The sequence below is a fragment of the Pseudomonas brassicacearum genome, from assembly GCF_003732225.1.
Classification (GTDB): domain Bacteria; phylum Pseudomonadota; class Gammaproteobacteria; order Pseudomonadales; family Pseudomonadaceae; genus Aquipseudomonas; species Aquipseudomonas brassicacearum_E.
In genome coordinates, this window is record NZ_MOBJ01000013.1 from 60,438 (window position 1) to 75,233 (window position 14,796).

Consider the following 14,796-nt stretch of genomic DNA (forward strand, 5'->3'; position numbering starts at 1 on the left):
ACCGCTCAGCGTTGCGCCAGGTGCAGAGCCAAACGCTCCATGGCGTCTTGCAAGGCCTGCACCGCCTGGCTCAACAACGTGTGGTCGCGATGACCGCACGCGACCTCCAACTGCTCGCAACAACGGACCAGGCGTTGCGCCTTGACCATCTGCGCGCCGCCCTTGATCCGATGAGCCAGGTCACGCAAACCCATGCGATCACGTTGGCGGTAAAAGTCCTGCAAACGTGCCAGGTCCTCGGCGTTACTGCTGGCCAGGTCAGCCAGCAGATTATTGATCAGACTGCGGTTGTCTCCGGCCAGTTGTTCAAGACTGCCGAGGTCGATCTCGGCACCGGCGGCCGGCGACGTTTCGCCCTGCGTCAGCGCACTCGTATTCGCTACTCTGCCGGCCAACCGGGCATTCAGATCGTGCAGGCTGATGGGCTTGAACAGGCAATCGTCCATCCCCGCTTCCATGCAGTGGATCTTTTCTTCAGGTTGGGCGTTTGCGGTGAAGCCGAGAATCAGGCTGGGCTTGTAGCCGTTGGCCCGCTCCTCGTCGCGAATCGCCCCCGCCAACTCGTAACCGCTGAGGTTCGGCATGTTGCAATCGCTGATCACTACGTCGAAGGAATCCTCACGCCAATATTCCAGCCCCTGTTCACCGTCGTTGGCAACAAGAACACGGTGCCCCAGATACTCCAGTTGTTGTGACAGCAACAGGCGATTGGCCGGGTAGTCGTCAACCACCAGAATGTTCAACGAGCAGCCCTGCTCTGTCGGCGCAGTGTCGACTGTCGGCAGCTCGGCCAGCGGCTGCAGTTCCGGCACATCGAGGCTGATATCGATCTGGGTGCCAGTGCCCAGCACACTGCTCAATTGCAATCGCCCGCCCATCATCTCGCACAGCGAACGGCTGATGACCAGGCCCAGCCCTGAGCCACTGCGGCCATCCTGTGCGCTATTGGCGGCCTGAACAAACGGACTGAACAGCCGCTGCTGGTCAGCACTGCTGATGCCGATCCCGCTGTCCTCGATACGCACGTTGATGCTCAGGTGCCCGTGCGCCGTGCCGGGCTCGACTCGCAACGTCAGGCGAATGTATCCGGTGCGGGTGAACTTGATCGCGTTGCTCAGCAGGTTGGAAACGATCTGCTTGAAACGCATGGGGTCGATCAGTACCTCGCAGTGACTTCGGGCATCCAGCTCGACCTGCCAGAGCAGGTTCTTTTGCCGCGCCAGACCTTCGAATACCTTGCTCACCGACTCGACCAAGGCCCACAGATTCGCCCGTTCCGGGGCCAGGGACAAATGCCCCGATTCGATCCGCGAGATATCCAGAATATCGCCGATCAACTCCAGCAACTGCTGCGCTGCATTCGACGCGACCTCAATCGCAAAACGGTCGGTAACACCCTCCTCGGCACGCTTCATTGCCAGTTCAAGCATGCCGATCAGCGCATTCATCGGCGTACGGATTTCATGACTCATGGTTGCCAGGAAAGTAGTTTTGGCCCGATTGGCATCGTCTGCAGCATCCCGGGCTTGCTGCACTTGCTGCAGTAATTGCTGACGCTTGCGGATCAGGCTGCGCTGGTAGGCAATCCAGCCCAGCGCCAACAGCAACAGCAGTCCTGCGGCCGCAAACCCCTGAATGATGGTAGTGCGGTGACGCGACCAGTAGCTGTCATCCAGCGGCAGTTCGTTGCGCCAGCGGTTGGCCAACTCGTCCATTTCCTCAGGGGGAATGCTTAACAGGGCTTTATTGAGGATTGAGTAGAGTTCAAGGGCTCCGCGGTTGGTCGCAAAGCTGATATGCGCCGGTTCAGTGCCGACCGTACTGGTGATCGCCAGAGCGTGGCGGTGCTCCCGAGCGATCAGGTAGCGCGCAATGATCAACGAACTTAACGCCGCATCGGCTTGACCCTTGATGACCAGCTCCATGCCTTGGGCCGGGGTTTGCACATCAACGAAGCGCACACCGGGAACTCGCGCAAGAATGGCCTCGCGCAGCGCGTGGCCGCTGTAGATTGCCAGTCGCTTGCCGGTCATGTCGTCCAGCGTCGCCGGATCCCGAGCCCCGCCGGCACTGACCAGGACAAAGGGATTGATCAGATACGGTCGAGTGAAACGCAGTTCTGCCTGACGCTCGGTGCTCGGGGTAATCACTGCCAGCAGGTCGAGCCCGCCTTGTTTGACCTGCTCTATTTGTTGATACAACGAATTGCCGCGCACGAGCTCGAACTTCAGCCCGGTATACAGGCTGATCCGGTCCAGGACCTGGGCGCTGAGGCCTCTGAACTCACCTTTATCGTCATAAAAAGACAACGGTGCAAAATTGTCGATGACCCCGACCCTGACTGACCGATGGCTATCCAGCCAGCGTTGTTCGCTGGCACTCAATTGCAAGCGTTGCACACTGCTGAAACTGCTGCCGGCACTCCAGCGGCGCAGAATGGTCATGCGCTCTTGCACGGGAATCGCCGCCAAAGCTGCATCGACAATGCGCCGCAATCGAGGAGTGTCAGCACTCACTGCAAATCCGAACGCGTTAATGTCCAGCCGGGCGAACCCCGCCAACTGCACATTGTTCAGGTAACTGTTATTGATCAGGTAGCTGGCACTGATGGAGTCGCCAAGGTAGGCATCAGCCCCGCCAAAAGCCACGGCGCCGATGGCACTCAATGTCGAGGGGTACAGTTGCAGACGGGCCTGGGGGTAAACCGCTTCGACCGCTTCGGGTCGCAAGTAATGATCGAGCATCGCCACCCGCAGACCCGAAAGGTCCGCTGTCAGCCTGGCGCTGTCGCCCGTACGGGCGACCAGCGCCGGTGCGTCTTCGGCATAGGCCCGTGACATCAGCAACTGCGGATCGGCCGCTTCAAAGTCGTTGGCGGTGCCCAGCAGATCGACGTTCCCCTGCTTCAATGCGGCAATCACTGCCCCCCGGGACGGGTAACGTTTCACCTCGACCTTGATGTGCAGTAACTGGCTGAGCAAGAGCGCAAAATCAGCAGTGATGCCTTCCAGATACGCGTCGTTGATCGTCACCTCGAACGGCGCGTAATCGGGTGCCGAAGCGCCCAGTCGCAAGCTGCCCTGTTCGCGCAGCCAGCGCCAATCGGTCTCTTCCAGCTCGACCCGGTAACCGTCGACGGCCGAACGCCCCTGCAGTTTCAGCAGCTGTGGTTTTGCGGCGAAGCTGTCCAGCGACCAGAAGGTGCTGAGCAACGTCAGGGCAATCAGCCATATGCGCAGGCTCATGTGCATTCAGATCAGCTGATTGCGCTTGGCGAAATCCACCAGATGAACCAAGGACTTCACATTGAGCTTTGCGATCAGACGGGTTTTGTAGGTGCTGACGGTCTTGTGGCTTAAATTCATGACATTGGCGATTTCCGTGTTGCCAAAGCCAAGCGCCAGATATCGAAAGATGGTCAGTTCGCGATCGGAGAGTTTCTCGATCATCTGCAGTTCGTTGAGCTGCAGCGGGTCCAGGCTCACTGAGCTGCTGTCCAGCCGAGGGAAATAGGTGTAAGCGGACATCAACGCCTGAACGGCTTTACGCAGCTCTTGCAGGTCATTGGTTTTCGAGACGAAGCCCAAGGCCCCGGTTCTCATGCAGCGGTCGACATAAAACCTGGGCTCATAGGAAGTGAAGACCACAACCCGAGAAGGTGATTGATCGCGCTGTAGACGACTGAGCAATTCCAGCCCGCCAAGCCTGGGAATATTCAGATCCAGCACCACCAGGTCTGGTGACTGGGCGAGGATCGTTTGCAGGGCCTCTGCACCGTCGGATGACTCCAGAATGGTCTTGAACATCACCCTGTCGCTGGAGTCCCTGAGGGCCCCAAGCACCATTTTGACGGCGGCCCGAATAACCGGATGATCGTCCACGATCAGCGCTGAACTCATGGCAACTCCTGTAGAAACGCCTCAAAATCCCGGCGTACCGCCCATGGCATTTGCCAAGGCTGACACAACGGCTGCGCAAAGACTGTTGCACGAAAAACGGAGCGAAACTACCTGTCAGAATTGACAGTTCAGACGAACGGTCGTGTGGCTCAGGCGCGCAAACCGCCCTGCTGCCGGGCGTGTCCACGCTGGGAACCGTGAATCGGCATATCGACGCGACTCATCAGACCTTCGAGGGTTTCCTGGTCCGGTACGCGAGCCTGGCTGATCCGAACGTTGTGCCGCTGGACGGCGAACAACGCGGGCAGTCCGGCTTTCTGGGCATCGTAGATCAACGTATGGCGGATTTGCTGGTTGTCCTGGCAGAAGGCCACTGGGTCGAGGCCGGTCCCGGTAAACAAGGTTGCATTGATGATGACCAGATCAAACGGCTCACAGCCGTATTCGACAACACTGAGCAGCTCTGCAAGGGAGTGCACGGGAGCGATCCGGAAATAACCGAGCTGGTTCAGGTTGCGCTCGATTTTCATGCGATGAAAATGCTGCTCATCGGCGATCAGGATACGTAACGATTTATTCGGCATAGTAGATTGACCCTGCAATGACGGTGCGGCCGTTTGCGCCCACCCTTATCAAGAGCGCCTGAGACTAAGGGCAATGCCGCGGTATTTCTGTAGGACCTTTCTGAAAGAAACAGTTCCATCTACTTTTAATTTTTTTGTTGTGATGCCGATGACACTGGCGGCCCTTGCTCCTGCACCGGCAACATTATTGCCAGCCAAACCGGCGGATGTAGAAGCCTTTCACCGCCTGGGTCAGCGCCATGTACGCCAGCAGGATCACCGGCAGGAACACAAAGTACAGCGACGGCAACGCCTGCAATTTGAAGTAATGCGCCAGCGGCCCCATTGGCAGGAAGATCCCCACCGCCATGATGATTCCGGTCATCACCAGCAGCGGCATGGCTGCACGGCTTTGCAGGAACGGAATCTTCGGCGTGCGGATCATGTGCACGATCAGCGTCTGGGTCAGCAACCCGACCACGAACCAGCCCGACTGGAACAGGGTTTGATGGTCCGGGGTGTTGGCATCAAACACATACCACATCAAGGCGAACGTCAATAGATCGAACACCGAACTGATCGGCCCAAAGAAGATCATGAAGCGCCCGACATCGGCCGGCTGCCAGCGTTGTGGTTTTCTCAGCATCTCGTCGTCGACGTTATCGAACGGGATGGCGATCTGCGAAATGTCATACAGCAGGTTCTGCACCAACAGGTGCATAGGCAGCATAGGCAGGAACGGGATAAATGCACTGGCCACCAACACCGAAAACACGTTGCCGAAGTTCGAGCTGGCAGTCATTTTGATGTACTTGAGCATGTTGGCGAAGGTCCGGCGGCCTTCCAGCACGCCCTCCTCCAGCACCATCAGGCTCTTTTCCAACAGGATGATGTCGGCCGCTTCCTTGGCGATATCCACCGCGCTGTCCACCGAAATGCCGATGTCAGCGGTACGCAGCGCCGGTGCGTCGTTGATCCCGTCGCCCATGAAACCGACTACGTGCCCGTTGGCCTTGAGCAGACGAACGATGCGTTCCTTGTGCGTCGGCGTCAGTTTGGCGAAAACATTGGTGGTCTCTACCGCCACCGCCAACTCGGCATCGCTCATGCGTTCGATGTCGTTGCCCATCAACAGGCCTTGTTGCTCCAGACCCACTTCACGGCAGATTTTCGCGGTGACCAGTTCGTTGTCGCCAGTCAGCACTTTTACCGCCACACCATGGGCGGCCAGCGCCTTGAGCGCAGGCGCGGTGCTTTCTTTCGGCGGATCGAGGAACGCCACGTAGCCGATCAGCGTCAGTTCCTGTTCATCGCCCAGGCTGTAAGTGTCGCGCCCGGCCGGCATTGACCGCGCGGCCACCGCGACGACGCGCAAACCTTCTTCGTTGAGCTCGGCAGTGACCTGACGAATCCGTGCCAGCAACTCATCGCTCAGCGCTTCCTCGGCCTCGCCGTGACGCACGCGGTTGCACACCGCCAACACTTCCTCCACCGCGCCTTTGCAGATCAGCAGATGCGGTTGGTCTTGCTCGGCCACTACCACCGACATGCGCCGGCGATTGAAGTCGAACGGGATTTCATCGACCTTGCGGAACGCGGTGCCTACCTGCAACTCGCGATACACCTCAACGTGTTCGAGCACCGCCACGTCCAGCAGGTTTTTCAGCCCGGTCTGGTAGTAGCTGTTCAGGTAAGCCATTTCCAGCACGTCTTCGGACTCTTCACCCCAGACGTCGACATGCCGTGCCAGGAAGATTTTGTCCTGGGTCAGGGTGCCGGTCTTGTCAGTGCAGAGCACGTCCATCGCGCCAAAGTTCTGGATCGCGTCGAGGCGCTTGACGATGACTTTTTTGCGCGACAGAAACACCGCGCCCTTGGCCAGGGTCGAGGTGACGATCATCGGCAACATTTCCGGGGTCAGGCCCACGGCAATGGACAGCGCGAACAACAGCGCCTGCATCCAGTCACCCTTGGTGAAGCCGTTGATGAACAGCACCAGCGGCGCCATCACGAACATGAACCGGATCAACAGCCAGCTGACTTTGTTGACCCCGGTCTGGAACGACGTTGGCGCACGATCGGTGGCGCCGACACGTTGGGCCAGCGCGCCAAAATAGGTGTTGTTGCCGGTGGTCAGAATCGCTGCGGTGGCCGCGCCCGACACCACGTTGGTGCCCATGAACAGAATGTTGTCGAGGTCCAGCGGGTTGCTGGTGTCGCTGTCCTGCTGGCGCGGAAATTTTTCCACCGGCATCGATTCACCGGTCATTGCCGCCTGGCTGACGAACAGGTCCTTGGCACTGAGCACCCGGCAATCGGCGGGAATCATGTCGCCGGCCGAAAGCACGATCAGGTCGCCCGGCACCAGTTGCTTGATCGGCAGCTCAATGCGCTGCGCACCTTTGACCCGGACCGCCGCACCATAGAGTTTGCCAAACACGGTCGCGGGCTCGGCGCTGAAGTCGCGGCGCATCACCGTCGCGGTGTTACTCACCATCGCCTTGAGCGCATCGGCGGCCTTGTTCGACTTGGCCTCCTGCCAGAAGCGCAACAGGGTCGAGAGCACCACCATCGAGAAAATCACCGTGGCGGCCTTCAGGTCGTCGGTCAGCCAGGAGATCACAGCCAGCAAGGTCAACAGCAGGTTGAAAGGATTTTTGTAGCAGTGCCACAGGTGAGTCCACCACGGCAGCGGCTGCTCGTGCTCGACTTCGTTGAGGCCGAACTGCTCACGCAGTGCCTCGGCCTCGCTTTCGCTCAGGCCGTCGCTGTGGCTGCCGAGGTTTTCCAGCAGGCTGCCGGTGTCGCTGTTGGCGGCGGCCACCAGGGTTTGCGCCAGGGTGGGCGGTACGTCGCGGTCGACCTTGGCGTCGGTAAAGCTTTCCAGCAACGCGAGTCGACGGAAGTGCCGGGCAATGTGCCGGGTCCGCAGGAAGCCCGCGAAGAATTCTTTCAGCAGGGTAAGGTTCATGGCAGTTCCCCCAAGGATCAGCCGGGAAACCCACAAGCAGGTACGGCCGACCTCGTGCCTTGCCGTAAAACAGGCAAAGCGGATCCGGCCCGCCCGTCAAAAAGACAGGCGCGTCGATAGGCTGCAATGACGACGTAAAAGTCGGCATCACGCACTGTTCAGTGTCGTTGAGAGGACGTCGGGACTCGGGCCAGGACTGGCCACGATCGGGATGCCGCTGCTCGCTTTCTGGCGAGACAACAGCACAGGAAACTGCGCGTTATCTTGCCGAGAATATGCCGGTTACCGTAACCGGCCGACTACTGTCACTCGAACAAGTACCCACTGTGGGCCTCCGCTATTGATGAAAACGCGCGCAGCTTACGCCGCACCTTTAAGCGCGTAAACCTTGAAACAATTTTCGCCGGATGAAATCGGAAGTTCTTCAGGAAGGGTTCAGGTTGAGTGTTTTCAGGGCATGAAACAGGAAAAAGATCGCAGCCTTCGGCAGCTCCTACGCGTGGTTGCGATCTTTATAAAAACGATGATTAACCGACGACGACCATCGCATGCCGACGATGATGAACCTCCAGATGGCCCTTGATCGCCCGCAGCACTTGGGCTTCATGTTCATGAATGAAAAAGTGCCCGCCGGCCAGCATGTCCACCGAGAAACTCCCTTGGGTTTCCTTGCTCCAGCCAATCAATTGTTCGGTGCTGGCCCGGTCGGCCTTGCCACCGAACACGTGCACCGGGCATTTGAGTCGTGGTCGCTCAAGAGGCTGAAAACGCCCGCACAGCAAAAAATCCGCCCGCAGGATCGGCAAGGTCAAATTCATCAGTTCTTCATTGGCCAGCACTTCTTCGCTGGTGCCACTCAGGCTGCGCAATTGCTCGATCAATTGGACGTCGGACTTGGGCTCGGAAAAGCCCCGGTCGTAGTCCGAACGCATCGTCGGCGCAGCCGTTCCGGAAGCGAACAGCGCCACCGGTTCCGGCGCGCCCAGCACCCGAAAAGCGTGGGCCATTTCACACGCCAGCAAGGCCCCGAGGCTATGACCAAATAACGCATAAGGCGTTTTCAAGGACGAACGTTGCTCCCTGGCCAGTTGCATCGCCAGTTCGCGCATGTCGGTCTGCAAGGGCTCGTCAAATCGTGCGCCCCGCCCCGGCAGCTCCACCGGTTTGACCTGCACCCATTCCGGCAGCTTGCGCCGCCAGCGGCTGTAGACCATGGCGCTGGCGCCCGAATAGGGCAGGCACAGCAGTGTCAGCCGGGCCACCGCATTCCCCTCACTCAAGTTATCTGTAAATAATACGGATGACGCACAACACAAATTAGTCGCCGATTCACGCGAATTGGCGCGGGACGCCCCGTAGCAGCTGCCGAAGGCTGCGTTCGGCGGCGTAGCCGTCGCAAATTCGGCATACACGGATTACTGGAAGACCGCATTACATGATTTTACGACCGCCTCGCGGTCGAACGCAGCCTTCGGCAGCTGCTACGGGTCATGTGTCGCCCCCGAATTTCTTAACTGTCTGGCATTAGGGTTTACCCCATCGCTGCAGTTCATCGCCAAATTGTATCGCTCACCTGAGCCGGCGATAACTCTGAACAGCCGAACCCAGCACCACGGCCCCCGCCGCAATCGACAACCAGAACCCGCTGCGTGCGCCGAAAGCATCCACCAGCCAGCCGGAACCCGCCGCGCCGATGGCCACGCCAATGCTCAAACCGGTGATCAGCCAGGTCAGGCCTTCCGTGAGTTTGGCCGGCGGCACAATGCGTTCCACCAGACCCATGGCGACAATCAGCGTCGGAGCAAAAGATAGCCCGGCGACAAACACCGCCAGCGACAACCCGAGAATGTTCCCCGCCCACAGCAACGGCAGCGTGGTCAGCGCCGTTGCCACCCCGCCGTACAGAAACAGCCGAGGCAACGGCACGTTGAATTTCAACGCCCCAAACGCCAACCCGGCCAGGCACGAACCGATGGCATACACCGACAGCACGATACTCGCCGCCGCCGGCTGGCCTTGCTGTTGGGCGAAAGCCACGCTGACCACGTCCACCACCCCGACGATAGTGCCCATGGCGCCCATCAACAGCATCAACAGGCGTATATCCGTCGAACCCACCACCGAGCCCGGCTGATCGGCGTCATGCGGATGCACCGGCGGCTCAGTGCTGCGCTGCAATACAAACGCCGTCACTCCAATCGCCAACATCAGCAACGCCGCCAACGGCCCGGCCTCGGGAAACACCACCACGCACAGCCCCACCGACAGCGGCGGCCCGACGATAAAACACACCTCGTCGAGCACCGACTCCAGGGCATAGGCGGTTTGCAACTGCGGCTGACCGCGATACAGCTCGGTCCAGCGGGCACGGACCATCGCTGACATGCTCGGCATGCAACCGGCCAGCGCGGCGAACACAAACAGCGTCCAGTTCGGCGCTTGTAATCTTGTACAAATCAACAGCAACAACAGCGCGCCACCGCCGACCAAAGCAGAGATCGGCAGCACCCGGCGCTGACCAAAACGGTCGACCATGCGCGACACCTGTGGCGCACAAAACGCCGTGGCCAAGGCAAAGGTTGCCGCCACTGATCCGGCCAACGCGTAACCGCCCTGCAATTGCGAGAGCATGGTGATCAGGCCTATGCCCGTCATCGAAATCGGCATGCGCGCAACCATCCCCGCCAGCACAAAGGCGCGGCTGCCGGGGGCGTTGAACAGCGCTCGATAAGGGTTTGCCATCGGGGGTCCATCCTCTGCTGGGGTGTGCAACTTGCCATAAAGCGCCCGCCTGTAAAATCGGAAATTGCCGATTCGAGGGAGAGTCATGAGCCCGGTGAAAGGTTGAGGGAGGCATTGCAGGGGTTGGAGTTGCTTTTAAGAGGAATGCGAGTCGTGGCTGATTCTGCTGAAGGCAAAGACTCTTTCAGCGGGCGCTAACGGCCTCAGGCGCTATTCGGGTTGACATCATCAACGCGTCCTTATTGAGCAGCAGGATTTTCCTGGCCGCCCGCGCAGCACTCATCACCGCTGAAAGCCCCGCCGCGCCTTCAGTGCCCATCACCATGTCGCACTCAGGCGCACCGGCCGCTGCGCATAACGCTGCAACACCGCACTGAACCTCGGTCCGCAGTCGCGTGGTTTGCAGATGAGCCTGAAGTTCAATGGCGTGATGCGGCTCACTGACAATGGCCAACGTTGGCTCAAACCTTAAACATTGTTCAAATAGTTTTTGCATATTGCAATGCGCACTGAGCGCAAACACAACGAATATATCCGAATTGCGCGCGACCGTCTCTAAAGCACTGCCCCCCCTAGAGCCGGTCGAGTCGATAACCAATAGGCGCTGCGCCATAAGCTTTCACCCCTGACTTATTCACCCGAATAAAAAATCATCTGATCCCCTATAAAAAACTCAACTGAGCCTATCAACCCCCCAATTACCGTTTATTCATCCGCTGACAGAGCGCGGTCAAACCCTCCTCTCTCCGGCGCTAAAACATGAGCAGAGAACTTTGCGCAACTCATCACCACCGCCCACTGCCTGCAAAAAGAACACTGATCTTGAGCCTTCGGCCTCGAAGATAGCAAACAGCCACGACTTTACAAGTTTCTGACCCATGAGCATTAGCTATATTGACTAGACCGTATAGACCTAAAGGTTTTCTCTAAATAACTATACAAAATAAATATAAAAGTACAACTAACAACCCACCCAATTAAAAACATAAAAAATACTTGCACATATTAAAAACCCAACTAAATTTCCGACCCATATACAAACAAAACTAAACCCACACAGTCATCCGCTCCACAATAACGCCCCGTAGCGAAGACCCAATGGAGTTTGACCATGGAAGAAACTTTGATACTTGTTGATCCAGACGATCGTGAAATCGGCACTGCACCGAAGTTGCGTGTCCATCAACAGGGTCTTCTGCACCGGGCATTCTCGATCTTCATTTTCGATGGCAATGGTCGAGTACTGTTGCAACAACGTGCCCTGGGCAAATACCACTCTCAAGGCCTGTGGACCAACGCTTGCTGCGGACACCCACGCCAGGGTGAACGGACCCGCGCCGCAGCCAAACGCCGGCTGCGCGAAGAGATGGGGCTCACCTGCAACCTGACGCCGGTCTCTACCCTGCTCTACCACGAACGCGTGTCGAACCAGCTCATAGAGCATGAATACGACCACGTATTCGCCGGTATCAGCCGCACGCCGCCGATTGCCAATCCCGAGGAAGCCCATAGCTGGCAATGGCTGAAGCTCTCCGAGATTCCGGGACGCATCGCGGCAACCCCTGAAACCTTCAGCATCTGGTTTCGCCGGATCTTCGAGCAGGTCGGGCCGGCCGGGGTGCGCCGGTGGAAAGAACTCGCGCATAGCCACCGCTGAGCACAGTTGCTCCGTCCAGATTTTCACAAGAGATCAGCCATGAACAGCAGCGTCCACATGATGTCGGCAACGTCTTTGCCAGCAACCGCCCAGCCACGTTCAGGCGAAACCTTCGACGCCTGGAAACAGGCCGTTGTGCAGCGCACTGAAAAGGCTCTGGAACGCACATTACCCACCAGCAGCACAACATCGGCACGCCTGCATGAAGCCATGCGCTACGCCGTACTTGGCGGGGGCAAACGCGTTCGCCCACTGCTGTGTCATGCCGCAGGGTTTGCCGCCGGAGCAGATCCACTAGCGCTTGAGGTTGTGGCCGCGGCCCTGGAAATGATGCACGTGTATTCACTGGTCCACGATGACTTGCCGGCCATGGACGATGACGACTTGCGTCGCGGTCGGCCCACCGTGCACAAGCAGTACGACGAAGCCACCGCCATTCTGGTGGGTGATGCCTTGCAGGCACAGGCGTTCATCACCTTGCGCGAGACACCGATATCGGCCGAGCGTCAGGCGTTGTTGATGGGCGAGCTGGCAATGGCCGTAGGTTCATATGGCATGGCTGGCGGTCAGATGATTGATTTGACCAGCATTGGCGTTGAACTGAACCGCACCCGGCTTGAGCAGATGCACCGGATGAAAACCGGTGCATTGATCCAGGCATCCGTGCGCATGGGCGCGTTATGCGCGCAAAGCCTGTCGTTTGATCTACAAGCCCTCGATCACTACTCAGCCGCCAGCGGCCTGGCCTTCCAGGTCGTCGACGACATTCTCGACGCAACCATGGACACCGCCACCCTGGGCAAAACCGCCGGCAAGGATGCCCGCGACCGTAAACCCACCTACGTCTCGATCATGGGCCTGGATCCGGCCAGGCAACTGGCGCAGCAACTGGTCGAGCAGGCCCACGACTCGCTGGAACCAGTTGGTGCCGCAGCGACCTGGTTGCACGGTCTCGCGGACCTGATTATGAAGCGCGCGCACTGAAATCCACGGCCATCCGGATAACGCTCAAAGAAGGAGTCCAGCATGTTCGAGTTGCTCAACACTATCGACAGCCCGGTTGACCTGCGGGCTCTGCATACCGGTGCGCTGGCCCCACTGGCAGACGAACTGCGGGCGTTCATCCTGCATAGCGTTTCGGGCTCCGGCGGCCACCTCTCGGCGAATCTGGGCACCGTCGAGCTGAGCATCGCCTTGCACTACGTGTTCGACACCCCCAGGGACCGGATTGTCTGGGACGTCGGTCATCAGGCCTATGCCCACAAGATCCTCACCGGGCGTCGCGACGCCATGGCAAACATTCGTCAGCTGGGTGGAATTTCCGGATTCCCGCGGCGCAGCGAGTCGCCCTACGACGCGTTTGGTACCGCCCACTCCAGCACCTCGATTTCGGCGGCGCTGGGCATGGCACTGGCAGCCCGGAACAAGGCCGAGCAGCGCCACTGCATTGCGGTGATCGGCGATGGCGCACTGACCGGTGGCATGGCGTTCGAAGCGATGAATAATGCCGGGCTCTACAAGGATCTGCCGTTGCTGGTGATCCTCAATGACAACGACATGTCGATCTCGCCAGCCGTCGGCGCGCTGCGTCATTACCTGGGTAAACTGACGACCAATCGCTGCGCGATCTCGACCAAGGAACGTCTCAAACGCCTATTGCGTGATGTTCCGGTCGTCCACGAACTGGTTCATAAAACCGAGGCGCACCTCAAAGGGCTGGTTGCGCCGGCCACATTGTTCGAAGCCATGGGATTCAACTATTCCGGTCCCGTTGATGGTCACGACCTCGACGCATTGGTCCACGCGCTGCAAGCGATGCAAAGTCTGCGCGGGCCACAACTACTGCACATCGTCACTCAAAAAGGTCACGGTTATACGCCGGCCGCCACCGACCCGGTGACGTACCACGGACCAGGGAAATTCAATCCGGTACAGGGCATTCTTCCAACGCCTGCCAGCAAGCAAACGTACACCCAGGTGTTCGGCCAATGGCTGTGCGATGAAGCGGAAAGTGACCCGCGCGTCGTCGCCATCACCCCGGCCATGCGCGAAGGTTCCGGGCTGGTGGAGTTCGAGCAGCGCTTCCCTGAGCGCTACTTCGACGTCGGCATCGCCGAGCAACACGCCCTGACCTTCGCCGCCGGGTTGGCCGCCGAAGGCCTCAAGCCGGTGGTGGCGATCTACTCGACCTTCCTGCAACGGGCCTATGACCAACTGATCCATGACATCGCGATCCAGAATCTGCCGGTGCTGTTCGCCATCGACCGAGCCGGCATTGTCGGTGCCGATGGCGCCACCCACACCGGCGCCTTCGACATTGCTTACCTGCGCTGCGTGCCGAACCTGACGGTCATGGCACCCGCCGACGAAAACGAATGCCGGCAACTGCTGCACACCGCCCTGCTGCATGACGGCCCAACCGCCGTGCGCTATCCGCGGGGTGTCGGCAGCGGTCAAGCGCCGCTGCAACAGCTGACGAGAGTGCCCTTGGGCAAAGGCGAAGTTCGCCGCACCTCGAGCCAAGCCAAGGGTTGCCGCATCGCAATCCTGGCCTTCGGTTCGATGCTGCTCCCTGCGCTGGAATCGGCTGAAACCCTGGATGCAAGCGTCGCCAACATGCGCTTTATCAAACCGCTCGACGGGGCACTGATCGAACAACTCGCCCGCAGCCACGACGTGTTGGTGACCGTCGAAGAAGGCTGCGTCATGGGCGGCGTCGGCTCGGCCTGCCTTGAGCACCTGATCACCACTGGCCTCTCCCGGCTCGTGTTGCAACTGGGCTTTGCCGACCAGTTCATCGAGCACGGTTCCCCCGAGCAAATGCTCAGCGCTTGCGGCCTTGATGCCAGCGGAATCACCGCATCGATCCAGCGTTTTCTGATCGAGCGCAGCCTGGACAACCAGCTGATCGAAAGTCCAACACCCCCCGCGTCGTTGCGCGCAAGAGCATGAAGTGAACATTCA

10 protein-coding genes are annotated in these 14,796 nt (G+C 59.2%); 3 read left to right on the plus strand and 7 right to left on the minus strand.

The features are described 5' to 3' along the window. Positions 1–5: 5 nt before the first annotated feature. From BK659_RS19525 to BK659_RS19555, 7 genes are all read right to left on the minus strand, one after another. On the minus strand, positions 6–3,251 hold the full coding sequence (locus tag BK659_RS19525; RefSeq protein WP_123426610.1) for a transporter substrate-binding domain-containing protein: 3,246 nt from the start codon (positions 3,249–3,251) through the stop codon (positions 6–8). After that, positions 3,252–3,899, minus strand: coding sequence for a response regulator transcription factor (locus BK659_RS19530; protein WP_123426611.1), 648 nt, complete (start codon positions 3,897–3,899; stop codon positions 3,252–3,254). 149 nt (positions 3,900–4,048) lie between these two features. Continuing rightward, on the minus strand, positions 4,049–4,483 hold the full coding sequence (locus BK659_RS19535) for an ANTAR domain-containing protein (RefSeq protein ID WP_123426612.1): 435 nt from the start codon (positions 4,481–4,483) through the stop codon (positions 4,049–4,051). Positions 4,484–4,667: 184 nt separating this feature from the next. Further along, entirely contained in the window at positions 4,668–7,433 is a 2,766-nt protein-coding gene (gene mgtA / locus BK659_RS19540; protein ID WP_123426613.1) for a magnesium-translocating P-type ATPase, read from the minus strand. 527 nt (positions 7,434–7,960) lie between these two features. Beyond that, on the minus strand, positions 7,961–8,695 hold the full coding sequence (locus tag BK659_RS19545; protein WP_123426614.1) for a thioesterase II family protein: 735 nt from the start codon (positions 8,693–8,695) through the stop codon (positions 7,961–7,963). A 307-nt stretch (positions 8,696–9,002) separates the two neighbouring features. Next, positions 9,003–10,175, minus strand: a complete 1,173-nt coding sequence (locus tag BK659_RS19550; RefSeq protein ID WP_123426615.1) for an MFS transporter — start codon at positions 10,173–10,175, stop codon at positions 9,003–9,005. Between the two features lie 184 nt (positions 10,176–10,359). Then, the gene (locus BK659_RS19555; protein ID WP_123426616.1) at positions 10,360–10,788 is read right to left on the minus strand and encodes a hypothetical protein; all 429 of its coding nucleotides are present in this window, start codon (positions 10,786–10,788) and stop codon (positions 10,360–10,362) included. A gap of 498 nt (positions 10,789–11,286) precedes the next feature. On the opposite strand from BK659_RS19555, the gene idi reads away from it, so the two are divergent. Genes idi through dxs form a run of 3 tightly spaced genes read left to right on the plus strand, consistent with a single transcriptional unit; the run spans position 11,287 to position 14,784 of the window. Further along, complete coding sequence (idi, locus tag BK659_RS19560) at positions 11,287–11,832, plus strand: isopentenyl-diphosphate Delta-isomerase (protein ID WP_123426617.1); 546 nt, start codon at positions 11,287–11,289, stop codon at positions 11,830–11,832. A gap of 60 nt (positions 11,833–11,892) precedes the next feature. Next, the gene (locus tag BK659_RS19565; protein ID WP_185015420.1) at positions 11,893–12,816 is read left to right on the plus strand and encodes a polyprenyl synthetase family protein; all 924 of its coding nucleotides are present in this window, start codon (positions 11,893–11,895) and stop codon (positions 12,814–12,816) included. Between the two features lie 42 nt (positions 12,817–12,858). Next, the gene (dxs, locus tag BK659_RS19570; protein ID WP_123426619.1) at positions 12,859–14,784 is read left to right on the plus strand and encodes a 1-deoxy-D-xylulose-5-phosphate synthase; all 1,926 of its coding nucleotides are present in this window, start codon (positions 12,859–12,861) and stop codon (positions 14,782–14,784) included. The last annotated feature ends 12 nt before the right edge of the window (positions 14,785–14,796 follow it).

What these genes read in the sequence shown, in the direction of transcription:
- BK659_RS19550 (WP_123426615.1), bottom strand. Translation starts at nt 10,175, where the DNA reads ATGGCAAACCCTTATCGAGCGCTGTTCAACGCCCCCGGCAGCCGCGCC.
- BK659_RS19525 (WP_123426610.1), bottom strand. Translation starts at nt 3,251, where the DNA reads ATGCACATGAGCCTGCGCATATGGCTGATTGCCCTGACGTTGCTCAGC.
- BK659_RS19565 (WP_185015420.1), top strand. Translation starts at nt 11,893, where the DNA reads ATGTCGGCAACGTCTTTGCCAGCAACCGCCCAGCCACGTTCAGGCGAA.
- BK659_RS19555 (WP_123426616.1), bottom strand. Translation starts at nt 10,788, where the DNA reads ATGGCGCAGCGCCTATTGGTTATCGACTCGACCGGCTCTAGGGGGGGC.
- BK659_RS19535 (WP_123426612.1), bottom strand. Translation starts at nt 4,483, where the DNA reads ATGCCGAATAAATCGTTACGTATCCTGATCGCCGATGAGCAGCATTTT.
- dxs (WP_123426619.1), top strand. Translation starts at nt 12,859, where the DNA reads ATGTTCGAGTTGCTCAACACTATCGACAGCCCGGTTGACCTGCGGGCT.
- mgtA (WP_123426613.1), bottom strand. Translation starts at nt 7,433, where the DNA reads ATGAACCTTACCCTGCTGAAAGAATTCTTCGCGGGCTTCCTGCGGACC.
- idi (WP_123426617.1), top strand. Translation starts at nt 11,287, where the DNA reads ATGGAAGAAACTTTGATACTTGTTGATCCAGACGATCGTGAAATCGGC.
- BK659_RS19530 (WP_123426611.1), bottom strand. Translation starts at nt 3,899, where the DNA reads ATGAGTTCAGCGCTGATCGTGGACGATCATCCGGTTATTCGGGCCGCC.